This window comes from Thiemannella venezuelensis (assembly GCF_014203605.1).
In the GTDB taxonomy this organism is placed as follows: Bacteria; Actinomycetota; Actinomycetes; order Streptosporangiales; family Streptosporangiaceae; genus Planomonospora_A; species Planomonospora_A venezuelensis.
Genome location: NZ_JACHJJ010000010.1, coordinates 12786 through 33767 on the forward strand (window position 1 = coordinate 12786; position 20982 = coordinate 33767).

Sequence of the window (20982 nt, forward strand, 5' to 3'; positions counted from 1 at the left end):
CGGACCGTTTTCCGGGTGCCGGAGGTCCGGCCCGCAGGTCGGGTGTCAGCAGCCTTCCAGGCCCCACCGTCCCATGACGGGGGTGTCCTTCGAGTGCAGGATCCCCGACGTGTAGGGCTGGACGATCTTGCACCCGCCCCAGGTGCGTTCTATGCCGGTGCCGATCCACGCCCGCATCCTGAACGAGTTCGTGCTGCCGCAGTTGCGGTAGCCGACGTACTGCACGCGGTTCGACACCCAGGAGCTCGCACCGCACGGCTCGGCGTGGGCCGCCCCGACCGGGATGGTGAGCGTTCCCGCTACCAGCGCGGCAACGGCGACTGCCCGGATGGCTCGTTTCATGGTCTCTCCTCACACGCCTGGTGTTCGTCGTCGGTTTCGGCCTCGGCGGTGGCCGGAACCCCTGCCCGGCGGACCGGGCAGGGGCCCGGTCAGCTGCTCACCTCGATGCTCATGCGCGGACAGGTGTCGAGCCGGCCGTAGTAGCGGTTGGTGAGCCCGGTGACCGTCCAGGTCCCCGCGCCGGATCCGCGGCGCACGACCTTGCCGTTCGTGGAGTCCACGAGCTTCCATCTGATCTCGCTGGGGTCGCAGATGGGGTTGGCGATATAGGACTCGAACGTCCGGACGGTCACCGAGCCGGTGTTCGGGTTGGCCGCGATCGAGTCGGTGGAGCAGGTGGTCCAGCCGTAGAAGACGGTGCACTCGTCGATGCCGGCGGAGGCCGGGGTCGCCGTGCCCACCGCCAGGAGAACGGCGGCGCTCACGGTGGCGAAGCCGGTCGCGCAGAGTTTTCGTCCGATGCTCAAAAGAGCCCTCCCTGCAGAGACGTGGTGGTCGTGGTGTTTTTCGGGCAAGCGCGAGCTTCCGTCTGACTCGCCCGTGTAGCGATATGTGTAGTGCTTGTTGGGTTGTGCGGTTTCGGGGTGACCGGTGCACAATCAACACCGCACAACTGCGCAGTCGCCCGCGTCGCCCTGGTAGCACCCGGAGGTAGGAGATGCCGCGTCCCGAGCGTCCGGTCGATCCGGAGGCAGGGGCCCTCCAGCGATTCGCGTGGGAGCTGCGCAAGCTGCGGGAGCAGGCCGGCAACCCGGGGTACCGGGAGCTGTCGCGACGGGCGCACTACGCGCCGACCACGCTGGCGCAGGCGGCACGCGGGGAGGCGCTGCCCAGCCTGGCGGTGGTGCTGGCCTACGTCCGGGCCTGCGGCGGGGACGCCGGTCACTGGGAGGAGCGCTGGCGGTGCGTGGCCGAGGAGGCCGGGTTCGCCGCACCGGCCGATGACGGCCGGGACGACCGGTCGCCGTATGTCGGTCTGGCGGCCTACCAGGCTGAGGACGCCTCCCGCTTCCACGGCCGGGAGAGCCTGGTCGACGACCTGATGGCCCGGCTGGACCGGCGGCGTCTGCTGGCGGTGTGCGGCGCTTCCGGGGCGGGCAAGTCGTCGCTGCTGCGCGCGGGGCTGCTGCCCCGCGCGTGCGCCCAGGGGTGGCGTCCGGTGCTGATGACCCCGGGCGCGCATCCGCTGCTGGAGTGGGCGCAGAGCCTGGCCGAGGCGAGCGGCGTCCCGGCGGACGAACTCCACGCCGCGTTGCGAGACGATCCGGCCGGGCTCCCGGTGCTCCCCGAGCTGCTGCTGATCGTGGACCAGTTCGAGGAGGTCTTCACTCTCTGCCGGGATCGAGGGGAGCGGGCGGCCTTCATCGCGGCACTGCCCGCTCTGGCGGGCGCGGGGCGCGTCGTGCTGGGGGTGCGGGCCGACTTCTACGCCCACTGCACCGACCACCCCGAACTGGCCGCGGCGCTGACCGGGGCCCAGGTGCCGGTCGGGCCGATGACCACTGAGGAGCTCCGGCAGGCCGTCACCCGGCCCGCCCAGGAGGCCGGCTGCGTCGTCGAAGGCTCCCTGCTGGCCGCGATCATGGCTGATTCGGCCGGCCAGATCGGTGCGCTGCCGCTCATCTCGCACGCTCTGGCGGAGACCTGGCGCCGCCGCCGCGGCACCACCCTGACCTTGACCGGCTACCAGGCGGCGGGCGGCGTCCACGGCGCCCTGGCCAAGACCGCCGAGACGGCGTACGAGGCCCTCACCCCGGCCCAGCAGGCCCGCGCCCGCGAGGTGTTCGTACGGCTGACCGCGTTCGGCGAGGGCACGGACGACACCGGCCGCCCGATCTCCCCCGCCGAGCTGGACCCCCTCGACCTCGACACCCGTACCGTCCTCGACCACTTCAGCCGGGTCCGCCTGATCACGCTCGGCGCGGACACGGTGCAGATCTCGCACGAGGCGCTGATCAGGGCCTGGCCCCGGCTGCACCAGTGGCTGACCACCGAGCGGGAGGGCCTGCGCGTGCATCGCGGGCTCACCCAGGCGGCCCAGGCGTGGGCGGAGCTGGAGCACGACCCCGGCGCGCTGTACCGGGGCGCCCGTCTGGTGATCGCCCGCGAATGGGTGAGCCGCCAGGAGGCCGGGGGCCGGTACGGCGGGGACGCCGGTGCGCGCCGCAGCGTGCTCAACACGCTGGAACGGGCCTTCCTGCACGCCTCCATCGCGCAGGAGGACACCGAGCACACCAGGGCGGTGCGCCGCAGGCGCCAGTTGCGTGCGCTCGCGGCCGGCCTGGCGCTGCTGCTGGCGGTCTCCACGGCCACGGGGGTGTTCGCGACCGTGAAGTGGCGCGAGGCCGTCGAGGCGCACCGGGTGGCGCTGTCGCGCCAGCTCGCCACGCAGGCGCTGTACCTGGCCGGCTCCCGGCCCGACACGGCCATGCCGCTCGCGGTGGAGGCGCACGCCCTGGCGCCGACCACCGAGGCCCGCAGCGCTCTGCTCAGCATGACGCCGCACCTCGCGCGCCGCGGCACGCTCACCGGCCATGCGGGTGCGGTCTCCCAGGTGCTGTTCACTCCCGACGGCCGCACTCTCGTCAGCGTCGGCCGCGACAGGAGCGTGCGTTTGTGGGATGTCCGCGGCGGTGCTCTGCTGGCCCGCCTGACCGGCCACGACACCTGGATGAAGGCCGCGGCGCTCAGCCCGGACGGCCGCACCCTGGCCACCGGCGGCGAGGACGGCGTCCTGGTGTTGTGGGATGTGCCCGGCCGCGCCCGCATCGCCGCGCTGCCCGGCCACGACCGGCAGATCCGGGAGATCGCCTTCAGTCCGGACGGGCGCACGCTGGCCACCGCCAGTGACGATCACAGCGTGATGGTGTGGGACGCGGCCCGGCATGTGCGCCTGCGCGCCCTCACCGGTCACCGGGCCGCGGTGCGCGGAGTGGCGTTCAGCCCGGACGGCCGTACCCTGGCCAGCGCCGGCGACGACCGGGCCGTGCTGCTGTGGGACCTGGCCCGGCAGGCGCCGCCGGTGCTGCTGGGCGAGCACCCCGAGACGGCCGCCGCCGTGGCGTTCAGCCCGGACGGCCGTACGCTGGCCAGCGCCGGCGGACGGGCCAGCGTGCAGCTGTGGGACGTGGCGCGTCGCACCCGGCTGGCCCGGCTCGGCCACGGCGAGGACGGGCAGGTCATCACGCTCGTCTTCAGCCCGGACGGGCGCACGCTGGCCGGCTCCGGGCACGACCCGACGGTGCTGCTGTGGGATGTGGCGCACCGGACGCTGCGCGGCCGCCTCACCGGTCACCAGGCCAACGTCTACACGATCGCCTTCGATCCGTCCTCCTCGATGCTGAGCAGCGCCGGCGAGGACGGCACGATCCTGCTGTGGGACCTCGCCCAGGCGAGCCTGGCGGGTCACGCCACCGCGGTCGCCGATGTCGCCTTCAGCCCGGACGGCCGCACCCTGGCCGGCGCGAGCGGCCGGCGCACCATGCTGTGGCACAGCGCCGACCGCACCTTGGCGGCCGTCCACGACGACCCCTCGCCGCAGGTGAACGCCCTGGCGTTCAGCCCGGACGGGCGCACGCTCGCCACCGCCGGCGGCATCGTCGGGCTGCCGTCCGTCGTCGCCGGCAGCGCGGTGACCCTGTGGCGCGACGGACGCGCCGCCCTCCGGCTCGACGGACACACCGGCCCGGTGCTCGATGCGGTCTTCAGCCCGGACGGCCGGCTGCTCGCCACGGGCGGCGTCGATCGCACCGTCATCCTGTGGGACGCCGCCCGCGGTACGCGCCTGGCCGTGCTCACCGGCCACAGCCTGGCCGTCAACGGCCTGGCCTTCAGCCCGGACGGCCGGATCCTGGCCAGCGCCGGGCACGACCCCGCGATCATGCTGTGGGATGTGGCCACGCGCAAACCGCTGGCCGCGCCGCTGGTCGGCCACGGCGGGTGGGTGCGCACCGTCGCCTTCAGCCCGGACGGCCGCACGCTGGCCAGCGCCGGAGCCGATCGCACCGTGATGCTGTGGGATGTGGCGCGGCGCACCCGGCTGGCCACCCTGCCCGATCACGCCGACGCCGTCACCGCAGGGGTGGCGTTCAGCCCGGACGGGCGCACCCTCGCCTTCACCAGCGGCAACCACACCATCACCTTGTGGGACCTGAGGGGCCGGCGGCTCTCGGCCCGTCTGAGCGGCCACACCCAGCCGGTGCAGGCCGTCGCCTTCAGCCCGGACGGCCGCCTGCTGGCCAGCGCCGGAGCCGACCAGGCCGTCATCCTGTGGCAGACCGACGCCCGGCGCTCGGCCGAGCACATCTGCGCCGTGCTCATCCGCGGCCTGGCCGAGGCGCAGTGGCGGCAGCACATCCCCGAGCGGCCGTATCCGCACACCTGCCCCCGGCCCGGCCCGGCTTCGACCCGCTGATCAGAAGTCCTCCGGAGCTCCCTCCCCGCTCGCCGAGGGCTTCAGGGCCCTGGCGCACCGCGTCCGCGAAGCCGGTGCGGTGCTCAGCGCTCCGTACGGCGGAAGCCCGCGCGGTAGGCGCTGGGGGTGAGCCCCACCCGGCCGACCAGGTGTTTGCGCAGGGAGTCGGCGCTGCCCAGCCCGCTCTGCCAGGCGATCTCGTCCATCGGCAGGTCGGTGGTCTCGAGCAGTTCCCGCGCCCGGTCGATGCGCCGGTGCAGCAGCCACTGCAGAGGGCTGAGCCCGGTCTCGGAGTGGAAGCGGCGGGTCAGCGTGCGCACGCTGGTGCCGGTGTGCGCGGCCAGGTCCTTGAGGGTCAGCGGGCGGTCCAGGTGCGCCAGCGCCCAGGCCCGGGTCCCGGCCAGCCAGGTGCCGCGCTCGGGCGGCAGCGGCGTGGTGATGAACTGGGCCTGGCCGCCGGGCCGTACGGGGGAGACGACCGCGGCACGGGCCACGGCGTTGGCCGCGGCCGCCCCGTGGTCGAGCCGCACCAGGTGCAGGCACAGGTCGATGGCGGCGGCCGCGCCCGCGGAGGTCAGCACCCGGCCGTCGTCGACGTAGAGCACGTCGGGGCGGACCTCGACGGCGGGGTGGCGGGCGGCCAGCGCCTCGGCCAGGGCCCAGTGGGTGGTCGCCGGGCGGCCGTCCAGCAGGCCCGCCTGCGCCAGTACGAAGGCGCCGGTGCACAGGGAGGCGATGCGCGTCCCGGCGGACGCCGTCTCCCGCAGTACCCGCAGCACGTCGGGGTGGGCGGGCTCGCCGCCGCTGCCGGCCACGATCACGGTGTCGGCCTCCCGCACCGTCTCCAGGCCGTGCGGGACGAACAGGTCGGGGCCGCCGGCCGTGGGCACGATGCCCGGTTCGGCCGTGCACGCCCGGACGGTGTAGCCCGGGACGCCGTCGGCCTCGACCCCGCCGAAGATCATGTAGGGGATGGAGGCGTCGAAGCTCATGACGGGCGTCACGACGACGAGCACGATGCGATGCACTGGCTGGATCCTCCGGATAGCTGGCATTCTGGCCACTGTCGTCAGCCTAGGCGGGTGGTGGACGGTGGGTCCATGACCTTCCACGTGATCATCGGCGCCGGTGCCGCCGCCTCCCGCACCGCCCTGCTGCTCGCCGCCGACGGCGAGCGCGTCAGGATCGTCAGCCGCAGCGGCGGCGGGCCCGACCACCCCCTGGTCGAGAAGACGGCCGCGGACGCCGCCGACGCCGACCGCCTCACCCGGTTGCTGGAGGGCGCGGCCACGCTGTACGGCTGCGCCGCGCCGCCGTACCACCGCTGGCCGCAGGAGTTCCCGGCGCTGGCCGGCGCCGCTCTGACCGCCGCGGCGCGCACCGGCGCGCGCTACGTCATGCTGGGCAACCTGTACGGCTACGGCCTCGTCACCGGCCCGCTCCACCCGGGGCTGCCGCTGGAGGCCGCCGGCCCGAAGGGCCGCCTGCGGGCACGCCTGTGGGAGGAGGCCGCGGCCTCGGGCGTTCAGGTCACCGAGGTGCGGGCCGCGCAGTTCTACGGCGCCGGCGCGGTGTCGGTCTTCAGCCTCATGGTCCAGCCGCGGGTGCTGGCGGGCGCGCTCGCCCTGGTGCCGCAGGATCTCGACCTGCCGCACAGCTACTCCTCCATCGGCGACACGGCCCGCACGCTGGTCGCCGCGGGCCGCGACGAGCGCTCCTGGGGGCGGGCCTGGCACGCGCCGGCCGTCACGCCGTCGGTGCGCGAGCTGGCCGCGCGGCTGGCCGAGCTGGCCGGGGCGCCCCTGCCGCGGCTGGAGGAGCTGACCGAGCGGGACCTGGCGCTGCTGGCGCTCACCGACCCGTTCTGGGCCGAGCTGACCGAGGTGCTGGAGGCCCCCGGCCTGCCGTACGTCTCCGACTTCACCGAGACCGAGAAGCTCCTCGGCGTCACGGCCACGCCGGTCGAGGAGGTCCTGGCCGAACTGCTCTGAGGTCCGGAGCGGCTCCGGGCCGGCGGAGGAGCAGGCCGTCGCCCGCCGGCGGGCTGAACGAGCCGGTCCGGGCGCCGCGGCGGGCCGCGGGCTCGCGGTGACCGCCGCTGCGCGTCACCGCCGGGGGCCCAGGCGGCCGAGGTGCGCGAGCATGGCGGTCTCGCCGGGGCGGTAGCCGAGGTCCTGGAACAGGGCCAGCGCCCGGATGAAGTGGTCGGCCGCCCGGACGCGGTCGCCCTGCCGCTCGTGGATCAGGCCCAGGTTGCCCAGGACGGTCGCCTCTCCGGCGCGGATCCCGTGGTCGTGGAAGAGGGCCAGGGCCTGGTCGAGCACCTGGTGGGCGAGGTCGTGCCGGTTCCGGCGGCTGTGGACCAGGCCCAGGTTGCCCAGGACGATGGCCTCGCCGCGGCGTTCGCCCACCTCGCGGTAGAGGGACAGGGAACGGTCGTAGTCGGCGTGCGCGCGGTCGATGTCCCCGGCCTCCCAGGCGACGTCGCCGAGGCTGCACAGGGCGCGGGCCTCGGCGTGGCGGTCGCCGGCCAGGCGGGCGAGGTCCAGGGCCCGCGGGGTGTGGAGGTGGGCCCGGTCGTGGTCGCCCAGCCTGGCGTGCATGACGCCCTGGTTGAGAAGGGCCTGCGCCTGGGCGGACGGGTCCCGGGCGGCGCGGACGGCGGCGTCGTAGAGGGGCAGGGCCTCGGCGTGGTGGATGTGGCCGTCCAGGTACGCGTACAGGGCGGCGGCCAGGTCGGTGGTGTGCCGGGGCCGGTCGGCCGCGGCCTGGACGCCGCAGGCGATGAGGTTGGCGCGTTCGGCGTCCAGCCAGGCGAGCGCGCTGACCGGGTCCTCCGGCGCGGGGCCGTCCGCGGGCGGCGCGGCCGGCAGCAGGTGCCGCGAGTAGGGGAAGAGCCGGCCGATCGCGACGACCGCGGTGCGCAGGTGGTGGCCGGCCAGGCGGGTCAGGGCGCCGGAGGCCTCCTCCGGCTCGGCGAGGGAGCGGGCGTGGTCGCGGAGCAGGTCGTGGAAGGTGTACCGGCCGGGCTCGTGCTGGATGAGCATGTGGGCGTCGAGGAGGTCCTCCAGGATCTCCTCCGCCTCGTAGGGGTCCGTCCCGGCGAGGGCCGCGGCGGCGTACGGGTCGACGTCACGGCCGGGATGGACGCCCAGCAGGCGGAACGTGCGCCGCCTGTCGGCGGCCAGCTGCCGGTAGGAGAGGGTGAACGCCGCGGCGACCCCCCGCTCGGCGGTGGAGAGCTCGGCGAGCCTGCGGCGCTCGGCGCGCAGGCGCTCCGCCAGGTAGTCGACCGTCCACTGGGGGCGGTGGTGAAGCCGGGCGGCGGCGATGCGGACGGCCAGGGGAAGGAAACCGCACAGCTGCAGGACGTCCAGTACGGCCAGGGGCCGCCGTTCGGCGCGTTCACCGACGATGCCGTTGAACAGGGCGATGGCGTCGGCCGCGGGGAAGACGTCCATGGACAGGGCACGGGCGCCGTCCAGGTCGGTGAGGCGGCGCCTGCTGGTGATCAGGGTGAGGCTTCCGGGCGCTCCGGGGAGCAGGTGCCGTACGTGCTCGGCGCCGGCCGCGTTGTCCAGGACCACCAGGACCCTGCGCCCGGCGAGCTCCGAGCGCCAGAGCGCGCATCTGCCGGCCAGGTCGGCGGGGATGCGGTCGGCCGGGACGCCGGCCTGGCGCAGCAGGATGTCCAGGGCCGCGGCGGGATCGAGCGGCGGCTGCCCCGCCGTGTGGGCGCGCAGGTCCACGAAGAGCCGGCCGTCGGGGTACCGGGCGGCGAGCCGGTGGGCGGTGTGCACGGCGAACGCCGTCTTGCCGACGCCGGCCATCCCGTCGATCGTGTAGATCGCGGCCTGGCCGGCCTGGTGGGTCAGGTGGCCGAGCTCGTTGCCGCGTCCGGCGAAGTCGGGCAGGTCGTAGGGCAGGAACGACCCCTGCCCGGCCGGCTCAGGGGCCGTGTCGCCGGCCAGGATCGCCTGCTCCAGGGTGGTGAAGGCATGGCCCGGGTCCAGGCCCTGATCGTCGGCGAGCCTGGCGCGGAAGGCGCGGGCGACGGCGAGCGCGTCGGGCTGGCGCCCGGCGAGGTGGAGGGCGCGCATGAGGTGGCAGGCGAGCTTCTCACGCAGCGGGTGCGCGGCGGCCTGCGCGCTCAGCTCGTCGATCAGGTGCTCATGGCGGCCGAGGGCGAGTTCGAGCTCGGCGAGCCGCTCGAACGCCGCCAGCCGGCGTTCGGTCAGCCTCGTCCGGGCGTCGGCGACGTAGTCGGCGCTGACGTCGGCCAGCGCCTCGCCGCGCCACAGGGCGAGGGCGGCGCGGATCCGCTGCGGGTCCTCGGCGGCCGACAGCGCCCCGGTGAACTCGTCGAGGTCGAGCTGCCCGGCCTGCGGAACGATCACATACCCGGCGTCGCGGGTCTGCAGCACCTCCGCGGCCCCGGCCCGGCGCAGCACCCGCCGGATCGCGGTGACGGCGGCGTGGATCTGGGAGCGGGCCGTCTCCGGCGGGGCCGGTCCCCACACGGCGTCGATCAGGCGGTCGCGGCCGAGCACGATCCTGGCGTGGAGCAGCAGGTAGGCCAGCACCGCCCGGTGGCGGGGGGCCAGCCCGTCCAGCCGGGTCCCGTCGGCGGTGACCTCGACCGGGCCGAGGACCGTGAACCGCACCCCCATGCTCGCCCCACTCCGATTCCGCGTGCATCGCCGACGTATCGCGAACCTATCAGTCCCCTTCCGCAGCATTGCGGGCATGGAAGGACTACCGCTGATCGACCCGGACACCGCCGCCGGTCCGGTGAGGGCCCAGTTCGCCGCCGCCCGGAGGGTGCTCGGCGTCACGCCCAACCTCGCCAGGGCGATGGCGCACAGCCCCGTCGTCCTCGCCGGCTACCTGGCCGCCGTGGACGGGCTGCGCGACGGCCGCCTGACGCCGGGGGACCAGGCGGGCATCGCCCTGCTCGCCGCGCAGCACCTCCGGAGCGAGTACGCGCTGTCGATGCACACGTTCCTGTCGGCGGAGGTCACCGGCCTGAGCGCACCCGAGCTGGCCGCCGCCCGGCGCGGAGAAGGATCAACCGCCCTGGAGTACGCCGCCGCGCTGCTGCGCGGCGGCACGCCCCGGGCGCACGGACTGTCCCCCGCCGAGGTCACCGAGGTCGTCGCCCACGTGGCGGTCGGCCTCTTCGTCTCCTGCTTCACCGCCGCGGCGCGCGTCCCCCTCGACTGGCCGCTCGTCACGCTCTGAGAGAGGAGGCACCGGCTGAGGACGGCACCCGACCGACGCCTTATCTTCGACTGCCGTACCGACCTGTCCTGTTCGACGTGCCTCCCGAGCCCTGAAGGCCCGGGATCCCCAGCATCGAGGAGCCGAGATGACCCTCCCGGACGCCCGCAGTCCCGAGCAGCGCAAGCTCGACAGCCTGAACCGGCTCGAACACGACGTCGACGCCTGGGTGGCCACGGCCGGTCCCGGCGGCGGGGAGCCGTACATGGTGCCGCTGTCCTTCCTGTGGGACGGCGCCGCCCTGATCATCGCCACCGCCGCCGCCAGCGTGACCGCCCGCAACCTGCAGGCGACGGGGAAGGCCCGGATCGCCGTCGGCCCCACGCGCGACGTGACCCTGATCGAGGGTGCGGCGCGGGGGCTGCCCGCCTCCGAGGTCTCCACCGAGCTGGCGGACGCCTTCGCCGCCAAGACCGGGTTCGACCCGCGCGAGCTGAGCAGCCCGTACCTCTACTTCAGCGTCCTGCCGCAACGCGTCCAGGCCTGGCGCGAGGTCAACGAGCTCAAGGACCGCGAACTCATGAGCGGCGGCCGCTGGCACGTCTCCTGACCGCCTCGGCCGTCCCGTTCCCGCAGGCGCCCGGCGCCGTCAGGCGCCGGGCGGTGTCCCGCTCCGGACGGCGGTCTGGGATGCTGTGCGGCATGACCGCCACGCCTTCCGATCTCGCCCAGCGCCAGCTCGACGCCTACAACGCCCACGACCTCGAAGCCTTCCTCGCGTGCTACGCGGAGGACGTCCTCGTGCTCAGCGGTGAGGAGGTCCAGGGCAAGGGCCACGACTACCTGCGCGAACGGTACACGCCGCAGTTCGACGCCAAGTCCTGCCACGCCGACCTGCTGGGCCGGACGGCCGAGGGCGACTGGGTGGTGGACCACGAGCACGCGGTCGGCACCGCCCGCGGCGACTTCGACCTGCTGGTCTCCTACCGGGTCAGGGACGGCGTGATCGACCGAGTGATCTTCATGGCCTGAGCCGGGCGTCCCCGGACCCGCCACGACCGCGCCGCGGACCTCCGGCGGCGCGATCGCGGCGGCAGGCCGTGTCCGCTCACGGCGCCCCGCCGAGCAGGGCGACCGCCTCCTCGTCGGTGAGGCCGGACAGCTCCTCGACCAGGAGGTCCTCCACCGCCGCGGCGAGGGCCGCGACCGTGCGGTGGGCGAACACCATCCGGATCGGCACCTCCAGCCCCGTCTCGGCGCGCAACCGGGCCGCGATCCTGGTCGCCAGCAGGGAGTGGCCCCCCAGGGAGAAGAAGTCGTCGAGCGCGCCGACGGCGGTGACGCCGAGCTGCTCGGACCAGATGGCCGCCACCAGGCGCTCGGCGTCGGTGCGGGGCGGCACGTGCGCCGCCCGCGCCGCGGAGGCCTGCCCCGGATCGGGCAGGGCGGCACGGTCGATCTTCCCCCGGGTGGTGAGCGGGAGCTCGTCGAGGTGCACCCACAGGGTCGGCACGAGATGGCGGGGGAGCGACCCGCCGAGGTGGGCGCGGAGCTCGTCGGGAGAGGCCGTGCCGGTGACGTAGGCGACGAGGTCGTCGCCGCGCGCGGCGACGTGGGCCTGGCCCACCGCCGGATGGGCGAGCAGGTGGCTCTCGACCTCGCCGGGTTCGATCCGGAAGCCGCGGACCTTGACCTGGTCGTCGAAGCGCCCCAGGAACTCCAGCCGCCCGTCGGCGCGCCATCGTGCCCGGTCCCCGGTGCGGTAGCGGCGCGCGCCGGGCGGGCCGTACGGGTCGGGCACGAAGGAGGCGGCGGTGAGCGCGGGACGGCCGAGGTATCCGCGGGCCACCCCGGCCCCGCCGACGACGAGTTCCCCCGCGGCGCCCGGCGGCAGGGGTTCGCCCCGCGCGTCGAGCACGTGGACGGAGGCCGCCCCGACGGGCACGCCGATCGGCACCCTGCCGGTGCCCGCTCCGGCGCCGGGCCCCGCGAGGTCCGCCGTCGTGGCGATCACCGTGGTCTCGGTCGGGCCGTAGGTGTTGACGAGCCGGACGCCGTCGCCGAAGCGGGCGCGCCAGCGGTTCACGGCGGCCGAGGCGACCTGCTCCCCGCCGAGGATCACCAGGCGGAGGGCCGGCGGCCAGGCGACCGTCCCGATCTCCTCCACCATGCGGTGCCAGTAGGCGGTGGGCAGGTCCAGGACGGTGATCCCGGCGCCCGAGGGAGAGGCGAGCAGGTCGGGCAGGGTCGCGGCGCCGTCGGGCAGCAGCACCAGCGTGGCCCCGGCCGCGAGGGCCGGGAACACCTCCTCGACGTGCGCGTCGAAGCTCAACGACGCGAACTGCACGACGCGGTCGCCGGGGGCGAGGCCGTACTCCCGCCGCATCCACCGCACGCGGGCGGCCACGCCGCGGTGCTCCACCAGCACGCCCTTGGGCACTCCCGTGGAGCCGGAGGTGGAGATGACATAGGCGGCGTCCGCGGGATCGGCGTCCGCGGGATCGGCGGTCTCCGGGACCGGGGCCGTCTCGGCGGGATCGATCACGACGGCGAAGTCCGGGCCGCCGCCCGGGGCGATGAGGTACGCGGCCCCGTCATCCGTCCGGGCCAGATCCTCCAGGGAGGAGGCGAGCCGCTCGTCCGGGTCGTCCGGGTCGAGCGGCAGGTAGGCCGCCCCGGCGAGCCAGACCGCGAGCAGCGCGGTGATCGCCTCGACCGAGCGGGGCAGGCGGACGCCGACCACGTCGCCGCGCCGCACCCCGCGCAGGCGCAGGGCGGCGGCGAGCCCCTCCGCCCCCGCGTGGAGTTCGCGGTAGGTGACGGACCGGTCGCCGCAGACCACCGCGACGGCGTCGGGGGCGAGCCGCACGGCGGCGGCGATCATCCCGGGCACCGAGGGGCCGGGCTCCGCCGCGCCGTCCCCGGCCAGCTCCCGGATCGCGGCGTGGTCGTCGCCGGTCCAGATCCGCAGCTGCGCGATCGGCACGGCGGGGTCGGCCGCGATCGACTCCAGCAGCAGGCCGAAGCGGTCGGCCAGCCGGTGGACGGTCGCGGGCGCGACCATGCCGGGGTCGTGGCAGAACGACACGATCAGCTCGTCGCCCTCCCACCACGCCTCGGTGAGCAGGTCGCCCTTGACCTGCCGGTAGCCGTCGGCGAACCCCGACACCGCCAGGTCGCCGAAGGGCGGGGACGCGCCGCCGTTCTGGTTGTGCAGGATGAACATGGTCGGCATCAGCGAACCCAGCGGGTGGTCGATCCGCTCGAAGGGCACCCCGGGCCGGCCGAGCGCCTCCAGGGCCTCGCCCCGGGTCCGGCCGAGCAGCTCGGTGAACGGGGGGTCGCCGCTGAGGTCGCCGCGCAGGACGACGGTCTGGGCGACGTACCCGACCAGCGGCTCCAGCTCGACCCGGTCGCGGCCCGCGACCGCCGTGCCGACCAGGAGGTCCTCCTGACCGGTGTGCCGGAACAGCAGCACCTGGTAGGCCGCCATCAGCACCGCGAACAGCGTGGTCCGCCGCTCCCTGGCCAGGCGGTCCAGCTCGCGCGTCACCGCGGCGCCCACCCGGATGTGGTGGAACGCGCCGTGCCCCGGCCTGAGGTCCTCACGGAGCCGGTCGAAGGGCAGGTCGGGGGGCGGCGGGTCGGCCAGCTTCTCCTGCCAGTACGGCACCGCCCGCTCGACCCTGCGGCGCTGCCAGCGCGCGTAGTCGCTCGGCTGGACGGGCAGCGGGCGCAACCGCGGCTCCCGGCCCCGGACGCGGGCCGTGTAGCAGGCGGCCAGGTCGTCGAAGAGCACGTTCAGCGACGACCCGTCGGCGACGATGTGGTGGAGTGTGAAGCAGAGCACGTGGTCGTCGCCGGCGATCCTGATCAGGGCGACCCGCGCGGGCGCCCCCGCCGCCAGGTCGAAGGGCGCGTTGACCCGCTCGGCCACCAGCCGCTCGGCCTCCTCCGGCCCGTCGGCCGCCAGCCGTTCGAGGGCCGGCGACCCCGGCGGTCCCGCGGCGCCGGCGGGCTCCGCGACCGCCCACGGCACGCCCTCCACCTCCACGAAGCGGGTGCGCAGGCTCTCATGCCGGGCCACCAGGTCGGCGAGGGCTCCGCGCAGCGCGTCCTCGTCGAGCGGGCCGTGCAGCCGCCGTACGAGGAACACGGCGTAGGAGGCGTCGTCGGGATCCATGCGGTGCAGGAGCCAGAGCCGCTCCTGCGCGGGGGAGAGCGGCGCCCTCATGCGCCCGGCGCCAGTTCGTCGAAGAGGGCCTCCAGGTCCTCGGCGCTGAGGCCGTCCAACTGGTCGCGGAGCGCGGCGACCTCGGCCAGGTCCAGGTCGTCGGGGTCCAGGCGGTCCATCTCCCGGGCGAGCCCGGCGACGGTGGGGTGCTCGAAGAGCAGCGCGATCGGCACCGTGACCGCGAAGCGCTCCTGGATCCTGGCGATGATCTGGGTGGCGGTCAGCGAGTGCCCGCCGAGGTCGAAGAAGTCGTCGTCGGCGCCGACCGGCTCGGTGACGCCGAGCACCTCGGCCCACATGGCGGCTAAGTCGGACTCCAGGGCGCCCTGCGGCTCCCGGTAGGCGGCGGTCGCGGTCCGGGTCCACCTGGGCCGGGGCAGCGCCGCCCGGTCGAGCTTGCCGTTGGGCGTGAGCGGCAGGGACTCCAGCACGGTCAGGTGGGCGGGGACCATGTACTCGGGCAGGCGCCTGCGCAACCGTCCGCGCAGCTCGGGCCAGAGCCCGCCGGGCATGGGGAAGGTCTCGGGGACGATGTTGGCCACCAGGCGGGGCAGCCCGTCCGGGCCCTCGCACGCGCTGACGGCGGCCTGCCGTACGCCGGGCAGGGAGCGCAGGACGGTCTCGATCTCGCCGAGCTCGATCCGGAACCCCCGGATCTTCACCTGCTGGTCGGCGCGGCCGAGGTACTCCAGGCGGCCGCCGGGCGTGGTCCGGACCAGGTCGCCGGTGGCGTACATGCGGGCCCCGGGCCGGTCGGAGAAGGGGTCCGGGAGGAAACGGCCGGCGGTCAGCTCGGGCATGCCGTGGTAGCCCCGGGCCACCCCGGCTCCGCCGATGTGCAGCTCGCCCACCTGCCCGGCGGGCACCGGCAGGCCGTCGGGGCCCAGGACGTGCAGCCGGGTGCGCGCGATGGGCTCGCCCAGGTCGACGGCCGCGGGCGACGGCGCGACGAGGCCCGCCGAGGACCACACGGTCGTCTCCGTCGGCCCGTAGACGTTCCACAGCCGGACCCCGTCTCCGAGCAGGGCGTCGGCCAGGTCGCGGGGGAGCGCCTCGCCGCCGCACAGGCGGGTGCCGATCCCCTCCGGGACCCCGCCGGATTCCACCAGGATCCGCCAGCTCGCCGGGGTGGCCTGCATGACCGTGACGCCCTCGGCGATCGCGTGCTCCCGCAGGGCGCGGCCGTCCGCGGTCTTCACCGCGGAGGCGACGACCACGCGCGCGCCGCAGGCCAGGGGGAGGAGCAGTTCCAGGACCGAGATGTCGAAGGACAGGGTGGTCACCGCGAACCAGGCGTCTTCGGGGGTCAGCTCCAGGCGGGCCGCGAAGGACTCCAGCAGGTTGACCACCGCGCCGTGCGGGACCGCCACGCCCTTGGGCCGGCCGGTGGACCCCGAGGTGTACATCAGGTAGGCCAGGTCGCCCGCGGCGGGGGAGACCGGGGCCGCGCCGGCGGCGGAGGCCGTACCGGCGGGGAGGGAGGCGACGCCGCCGGGGGAGAGCTCGACCACCTCGGGCACGCCCTCCAGCAGGGCGCGGTCCACCCCGGGCTGGGTCAGCACCAGGCCGACGCCCGCGTCCTCGCGCGTCAGCGTGAGCCGGTCGGCGGGGAAGGCGGGGTCGAGCGGGACGTACGCGCCGCCCGCGGCCCAGACGGCCAGCACCGCGACGAGCATCCCGCCGGTGCGCTCCAGGCAGAGCCCCACGGGGGTCTCGGGCCCCACGCCCCGCTCCCGCAGCACCGCCGCCAGCTCCTCCGCCCGCCGCCACAGCGCGCCGTAGGTCAGCTCGCCGTCGGGCGCGCGTACGGCGACCGCCTCGGGCGTGCGCTCGCACCACTGCCGGATCAGGTCCAGTGTCGTCCCCATGTGGTCATTCACCTTTCAGTCCGGAAAGACCGGAAAGTTCAGAAAGTCGCAGGTCCGGGTCGGCCCCGGCGCGCGTCACCAGGCCGGTGAAGGCGGCGGCCACGCGCCGCGCGGTCCCGGCCGAGAGCAGGTCGCTGCCGTATTCGAGGGACCCGCCCAGTCCCTCCGGCCCCCGGTACAGGTCCACCGAGATCTCGGCCCTGGTCCGGCCGGTCTCCGGCGGCGGGTGGACCTCCACGCCGAGATCGCCCATCGCCGTGCGCAGCAGGTCGTCCTTGGGCAGGTTGTGCGTCAGGTTGAACATCGCCTGGCACAGCGGCGGCCTGCTCAGGTCGCGCGGGAGCCGCAGCGCGCCGAGGATCCGGTCGAAGGGCTCCTCGGCGTGCTGCAGCGCCCGCAGGGTCGCCGGGCGGACCCGGCCGAGCAGCTCGCGGAAGGAGGGGTCGCCCGACAGGTCGGCGCGGAGCGCGATGGTGTTGGAGAAGTAGCCGATCAGCGGCTCGAACTCGGTACGGCTCCGCCCCACGACCGGCACGCCCACGCAGAAGTCGTCCTGCCCCGCCACGGCGCCGAGGGTCGCCTGGAAGGCGGCCAGCAGCGCCATGAACAGGGTGCTCCGCTGCTGCCTGGCCGCCTGCTCGAAGCGGGTGGTCTCCGCGTCCGGCACGCGCAGCTCCACCCGCCCGCCGCGGCCCGTCCAGCGGGGCGGGCGCGGGTGGTCGGCCGGCAGGTCGAGGACGGGCACGCCCGCCAGCCGCTCGGTCCAGAACGCGAGCCTGGCCGGTCCCGCCCGCTCGGCCTGGCCGCGTTCCCAGGTCACGAAGTCGGCGTACCGCGCCGGCAGCTCCTCCAGCTCGGGCCGCCTGCCCTCCCGGTGGGCCGCGTAGCACTCGCCCAGCTCCCGCATGAGGACGTTCAGCGACCAGCCGTCCGCGGCGATGTGGTGCAGCACGATGCACAGCAGCGCGTGCCGTTCCCCCAGCTCGATCAGCGCCACCCGCATGGGGGGATCGCGCTCCAGGTCGAAGGGCCGGTCGAACAGGGCGAGCACGGCCGCGTCGGGGCCGGCGCCGCCCGCCGTGTCCTCCGGGACGACCGGGAGCTCCAGGACGACCGGCTCCGGCGGAGGCACGACCTGGACCGGCCGGTCGCCGTCCATGCGGTACCGCGCGCGCAGCACCTCGTGCCGCCCGGCGACCGCGGTGAAGGCGGCGGCCAGCCCGCCGGGGTCGATCGGGCCGCGCAGCCGGAGGCACCACAGGATGTGGTTGCTGCTGTCGGCCGGGTCGAACCGGTTGAGGAACCAGAGCCGCTCCTGGCCCGAGGAGAGCGGCAGGCCGGGGGCGGCCGGCGCTGCGGTCATCGTGCGGCGCAGGGCCTCGCGGCGGGCGGGCGGCAGGGCGGCCAGGCGCCGCAGCAGCGCCTGGCGCCGCTCCTCGGCCGATGCGCCCTGCCCGCCCGATGCGCCCTGCCCGCCCGGGGAGGGCAGCCCGCCGGGAGGGTCCTGCCCGGTCAGGGTGTTCTGTCCGGTCAAAGCGCCCGGTTCCTGACGCTGAGCGGCCGCATGTCCGTCCACACCGCCGCGATGTGGTCCAGGCACTCCTGCCGGGAGCCCTCGAACCCGGTGGCGGTCCATCCCGGCGGCAGGTCCCGGTCCGGCCACCAGACGGAGTACTGCTCTTCGTCGTTGACGACCACGCGCATGGGACCGTCGGTCATCTCATCTCCTCGGGTAGGGTGCCGGCGAGGCCGCAGATCTCGGCGACCCGGCCGAGCGGCACGTCCTCGGCCAGGCAGCGCACCAGCAGCGTCTCCACGCCCCGCAGCAGCGCGTAGGCGGTGGAACGCGGCAGGTAGGCGGTGTCGGTCAGCAGGTAGAGCTGGCAGGTGTGGGTGGCGGGCCCGGTGGCGAAGAACACCTTCGCGTCCACCTCGGCCCAGGCGCCCACGAAGAAGGTCTTCGTCCGCCCGGTGAGCGCGGCCGGGTCCCGGACCGCCTGGGCGGGCAGGTTCGGCCAGGCGGGGACGGTACGCACGTCGTTGAAGTAGGCCGACAGGTCGGCGGGCCCGGTCTCCTCGCGCAGCGCCATCATCGCGTACGGCTCGTAGTGCGCGTGCCGGTAGGTGACCAGCGCCTGCCGGTGCCCGGCCCGGGCGGCGTCGGCGAACGTGCCGTCCGGCAGGTCGAGCACGAACAACCCGTCCTGTACGGCGGTGCCCACCATGTCGCGGAGCCGCGGGTCGTGCCGGTTGCCCACGATGAACTGCATGACCGCCGTCCCCCGGCCGGTCAGCGCGGTCAGCAGCACGGCGCTCGCCGTCAGCAGCACGCTGGTGGTGCTGACCGTCCAGCGCTCCGCCAGCACCCGGGCGGCGGCGGCGACGGCGGCCGACTCCATGCCGACCCTGACGAAGCGCGGATCCTCCGGCGTGCCGGGCGGGTGGTCGAACAGCGCCGCCGGCGCCCGCTCCAGCGCCGCCCGCCAGTGGCGCAGGGCCCGCTCGCCGCGCTCCGCGCCCTTGCCCGACCGCTCGAAGGCGGCCTGGTCCATCGGCTGCCACGCGGGCGGCGGCAGTTCCTCCCCGGCCAGCAGCCGCCGCCACTCGGCGGCGAGCAGGTCGAGCGCCCAGGCGTCGACGGCCAGGTGGGACAGGGCCATGGCCAGCGCCCTCGGCCGCCCGTCCGCCGTCACGACGGCGCACCGCAGCGGCGGCTCGGCGGCGTAGTCGAAGCCCTTGGCGGCGAGCTCGTCGGCGAGCTCCGCCGCGGCCTGCCGGGGTGCGGCGTCCACCGCGTCGAATATCTCGACGGTCAGCCGCCCGCCGGCCGCGATCCGCTGGACGGGCCCGTCCGGGGTCTCCCGGCAGGTGGTCCTGAGGGACTCGTGCCGCTCGACGAGCGTTCCCAGCGCCCGCAGCACGGTGTCGAGGTCCGGCCTGCCGGGGACGGGGAGCACCCACGGCGTGTTGAAGTAGGGGTCGCCGTCCTCCAGCCACCGGGTGATGCGCCAGATCGACCGCTGCCCCCAGGTCAGCGGGGCCTCGCCGCCGCGTTCCCCGGTGAACTCCACCGTCGCCGAGCGCTGCCAGGCGAAGGGGCGCCCGGTCATCGCGGTGCCGCCTGCCGGTCGGCGATGCAGGCGGCCATCCCGTCCAGGGTGTCGAGGACGGCCGGGCCGTCCAGCTCGACCCCGAACTCCTCCTCCACCGCGTCGATCAGCCGCAGGTAGGTGAGGGAGGTGACGCCCAGGGCGGTCAGCGAGCCGGAGGCCGCCATGATCTCCTCCACGTCGAGGTCGCCGTCGCTCGCGCGGGAGACCAGCTCGGCCAGGCGCCGCCTCAGCACGCCTCCTCCCGCAGCCGGTCGACGTCGGCGGCGACGCCCGCGGCGGTCGGGGTGTCGATGAACACCTCGAAGGAGAGCTCCACGCCCATCCGGTCGCGTACCTTGGCGATGATCTGCGTGATGGACAACGAGTGGCCGCCGAGGTCGAACAGGTCGTCGTCGGGACCGATGTCGTCCATGCCGAGGACCTCCCGCCAGATCTCCACGACCTCGTCCACCACGCGGGACCCGCCCGCGGCGGACCCGGAGGCGGGCCCGGCGGTGGGGACGGGCTCCGGTGCGGCGGCCGTCCGCTGCCGGGGCGGGAGAGGCAGTTCGGCGATCGGCGTGCCGGGGAGGGCGGCGACGGCGCGCAGCAGGGCCGTCAGGTGCCCGGCGACGACCTCGCAGGAGGAGCGGTCCAGGCAGCCGGGGTCGAACCGGAGGTGGGCGGTGATCCCGTCCGGGGCCTCCACGGCCTGCAGGTGCAGCGTCCCCCTGACCGCGTTGCCGGACATCGTCCACTCGACGCGGGAGCCGAGGCCGGGGAAGAGGGGGCCCTCGCCGCGCCTGCGGTAGCTCAGCGAGACCGGGGTGAGCGAGGCGCGGGGCGAGACGCCGCCCAGGGCCCGCGCGACCGGCACCTCCCTGAACCGGTACGCCGCGCGCAGCTCGTCGCGGACCGACCGGGCGAAGGCGGCGAACGTCCCGTCCGGTGAGGCGGTCACCGGGAGCTCGTTGACGAACGCCCCCACGTGGTCCCGCGTCCGCTCGGTCCGCGTCGAGACGTCCACGGACACGGTGGCCGGGGCGTTGCCGTAGCCGTGCAGCAGGGTGTGCACGGCGGCCAGCAGCAGCTCGAAGCGGGTGACGCCGATCCGCTCGGCGGCCCGGCCGAGGGCGGAGCCGAGCTCGGGGCCGAGGGCGAGGTCCACCATGTCGCCGGGGGCGGCCCGCAGCGACACGCGCCGCAGTCCGGGGAGCAGCAGCCCGCCCGCGTCGTTCCAGCGGGACCGCCAGAACTCCGCCGCGGCCTCCAGCTTCGCCGCCACGCGGTCGTGCTCGGCGGCCGCGGCCTCGCCGTAGGAGGTCTCCAGCGCGGCCAGGGGCGAGCCGCCGTAGGCGGCGGCGAGGTCGTGCAGGAGGAGGTCCTTCGACATGCCGTCGAAGGCGGCGTGGTGGGCGACGACCAGCAGGAGGTGCCGCTTGGCCTCCAGACGGAACAGCGTGAACCGCACGAGCGGCCCCGCGGACAGGTCGAAGGGGCGGGCCGCCTCCTTGTCGAGGGCGGCGGGCATGTCGTCCTCGGCCGCGTCCTGCACGGTGAAGGGCGGCCCGGCCGTGCCGGGGACGAGGTGCAGCTCCCCGTCCTCCTCCACCAGGGCGGAGGCGAGGACGGGGTGGCGGGCGGCGACGGCGGCGCAGGCCGCCCGGAGCGCGTCCTCGTCCAGAGGCCCTTCCAGATGTACGGCGAGCGGCATGTGGTGCGCGGCGCCCCCGCCCGCGCCCGTCCGCTCGGTGAGCCACATCCCGTGCTGGGCGAGGGAGGCCCGGCTCCCGGTTACCGATGATCGCATGG

Annotated in this window: 16 protein-coding genes; 5 read left to right on the top strand and 11 right to left on the bottom strand. The window is 75.4% G+C overall.

The features are described from left to right. Nucleotides 1–45: 45 nt before the first annotated feature. Both FHS22_RS16375 and FHS22_RS16380 read right to left on the bottom strand, forming a co-directional pair. Nucleotides 46–342: a hypothetical protein gene (locus FHS22_RS16375; RefSeq protein ID WP_184942577.1), complete on the bottom strand. Its 297-nt coding sequence runs from the start codon at nucleotides 340–342 to the stop codon at nucleotides 46–48. Between the two features lie 89 nt (nucleotides 343–431). Continuing rightward, on the bottom strand, nucleotides 432–809 hold the full coding sequence (locus FHS22_RS16380; protein ID WP_184942578.1) for a hypothetical protein: 378 nt from the start codon (nucleotides 807–809) through the stop codon (nucleotides 432–434). A 191-nt stretch (nucleotides 810–1000) separates the two neighbouring features. Between FHS22_RS16380 and FHS22_RS16385 the strand changes: the two genes are divergently transcribed. After that, on the top strand, nucleotides 1001–4756 hold the full coding sequence (locus tag FHS22_RS16385) for an nSTAND1 domain-containing NTPase (RefSeq protein ID WP_184942580.1): 3756 nt from the start codon (nucleotides 1001–1003) through the stop codon (nucleotides 4754–4756). Between the two features lie 83 nt (nucleotides 4757–4839). Here FHS22_RS16385 and FHS22_RS16390 read toward each other — a convergent pair whose 3' ends face one another. Then, nucleotides 4840–5784 (bottom strand): GlxA family transcriptional regulator, encoded by a 945-nt coding sequence (locus FHS22_RS16390; protein WP_338047775.1) that lies wholly within the window; start codon nucleotides 5782–5784, stop codon nucleotides 4840–4842. Between the two features lie 72 nt (nucleotides 5785–5856). Between FHS22_RS16390 and FHS22_RS16395 the strand changes: the two genes are divergently transcribed. Beyond that, the gene (locus FHS22_RS16395; protein ID WP_221473724.1) at nucleotides 5857–6747 is read left to right on the top strand and encodes a Rossmann-fold NAD(P)-binding domain-containing protein; all 891 of its coding nucleotides are present in this window, start codon (nucleotides 5857–5859) and stop codon (nucleotides 6745–6747) included. 114 nt (nucleotides 6748–6861) lie between these two features. Here FHS22_RS16395 and FHS22_RS16400 read toward each other — a convergent pair whose 3' ends face one another. Next, nucleotides 6862–9426, bottom strand: a complete 2565-nt coding sequence (locus tag FHS22_RS16400) for an AfsR/SARP family transcriptional regulator (protein ID WP_184942583.1) — start codon at nucleotides 9424–9426, stop codon at nucleotides 6862–6864. Nucleotides 9427–9502: 76 nt separating this feature from the next. On the opposite strand from FHS22_RS16400, the gene FHS22_RS16405 reads away from it, so the two are divergent. The 3 genes from FHS22_RS16405 to FHS22_RS16415 all read left to right on the top strand — a co-directional run bounded on the left by FHS22_RS16405 (nucleotide 9503) and on the right by FHS22_RS16415 (nucleotide 11008). Beyond that, nucleotides 9503–9997 carry a carboxymuconolactone decarboxylase family protein gene (locus FHS22_RS16405; RefSeq protein ID WP_184942584.1) on the top strand — a complete coding sequence of 165 codons (495 nt, stop codon included), beginning with the start codon at nucleotides 9503–9505 and terminating at the stop codon, nucleotides 9995–9997. 127 nt (nucleotides 9998–10124) lie between these two features. Beyond that, on the top strand, nucleotides 10125–10586 hold the full coding sequence (locus FHS22_RS16410) for a pyridoxamine 5'-phosphate oxidase family protein (protein WP_184942586.1): 462 nt from the start codon (nucleotides 10125–10127) through the stop codon (nucleotides 10584–10586). Between the two features lie 92 nt (nucleotides 10587–10678). Then, a complete protein-coding gene (locus FHS22_RS16415) occupies nucleotides 10679–11008 on the top strand; it encodes a nuclear transport factor 2 family protein (RefSeq protein WP_221473725.1) in 330 nt (109 codons plus the stop codon). Between the two features lie 76 nt (nucleotides 11009–11084). Here FHS22_RS16415 and FHS22_RS16420 read toward each other — a convergent pair whose 3' ends face one another. Genes FHS22_RS16420 through FHS22_RS16450 form a run of 7 tightly spaced genes read right to left on the bottom strand, consistent with a single transcriptional unit; the run spans nucleotide 11085 to nucleotide 20980 of the window. Further along, nucleotides 11085–14210 (bottom strand): non-ribosomal peptide synthetase, encoded by a 3126-nt coding sequence (locus FHS22_RS16420; RefSeq protein ID WP_184942590.1) that lies wholly within the window; start codon nucleotides 14208–14210, stop codon nucleotides 11085–11087. After that, nucleotides 14207–16078, bottom strand: a complete 1872-nt coding sequence (locus FHS22_RS16425) for a non-ribosomal peptide synthetase (RefSeq protein ID WP_184942591.1) — start codon at nucleotides 16076–16078, stop codon at nucleotides 14207–14209. The genes FHS22_RS16420 and FHS22_RS16425 overlap by 4 nt, the downstream gene beginning before the upstream one ends. Nucleotides 16079–16082: 4 nt before the next feature. Beyond that, on the bottom strand, nucleotides 16083–17612 hold the full coding sequence (locus tag FHS22_RS16430; protein WP_184942593.1) for a condensation domain-containing protein: 1530 nt from the start codon (nucleotides 17610–17612) through the stop codon (nucleotides 16083–16085). Beyond that, nucleotides 17609–17797: an MbtH family protein gene (locus tag FHS22_RS16435; protein WP_184942594.1), complete on the bottom strand. Its 189-nt coding sequence runs from the start codon at nucleotides 17795–17797 to the stop codon at nucleotides 17609–17611. Before FHS22_RS16435 ends, FHS22_RS16430 begins: the two co-directional genes overlap by 4 nt. Further along, complete coding sequence (locus tag FHS22_RS16440; protein ID WP_184942596.1) at nucleotides 17794–19188, bottom strand: condensation domain-containing protein; 1395 nt, start codon at nucleotides 19186–19188, stop codon at nucleotides 17794–17796. Before FHS22_RS16440 ends, FHS22_RS16435 begins: the two co-directional genes overlap by 4 nt. Then, nucleotides 19185–19424, bottom strand: coding sequence for an acyl carrier protein (locus FHS22_RS16445; RefSeq protein ID WP_184942598.1), 240 nt, complete (start codon nucleotides 19422–19424; stop codon nucleotides 19185–19187). Before FHS22_RS16445 ends, FHS22_RS16440 begins: the two co-directional genes overlap by 4 nt. Beyond that, entirely contained in the window at nucleotides 19418–20980 is a 1563-nt protein-coding gene (locus tag FHS22_RS16450; RefSeq protein ID WP_184942600.1) for a condensation domain-containing protein, read from the bottom strand. The genes FHS22_RS16445 and FHS22_RS16450 overlap by 7 nt, the downstream gene beginning before the upstream one ends. Nucleotides 20981–20982 lie beyond the last annotated feature (2 nt).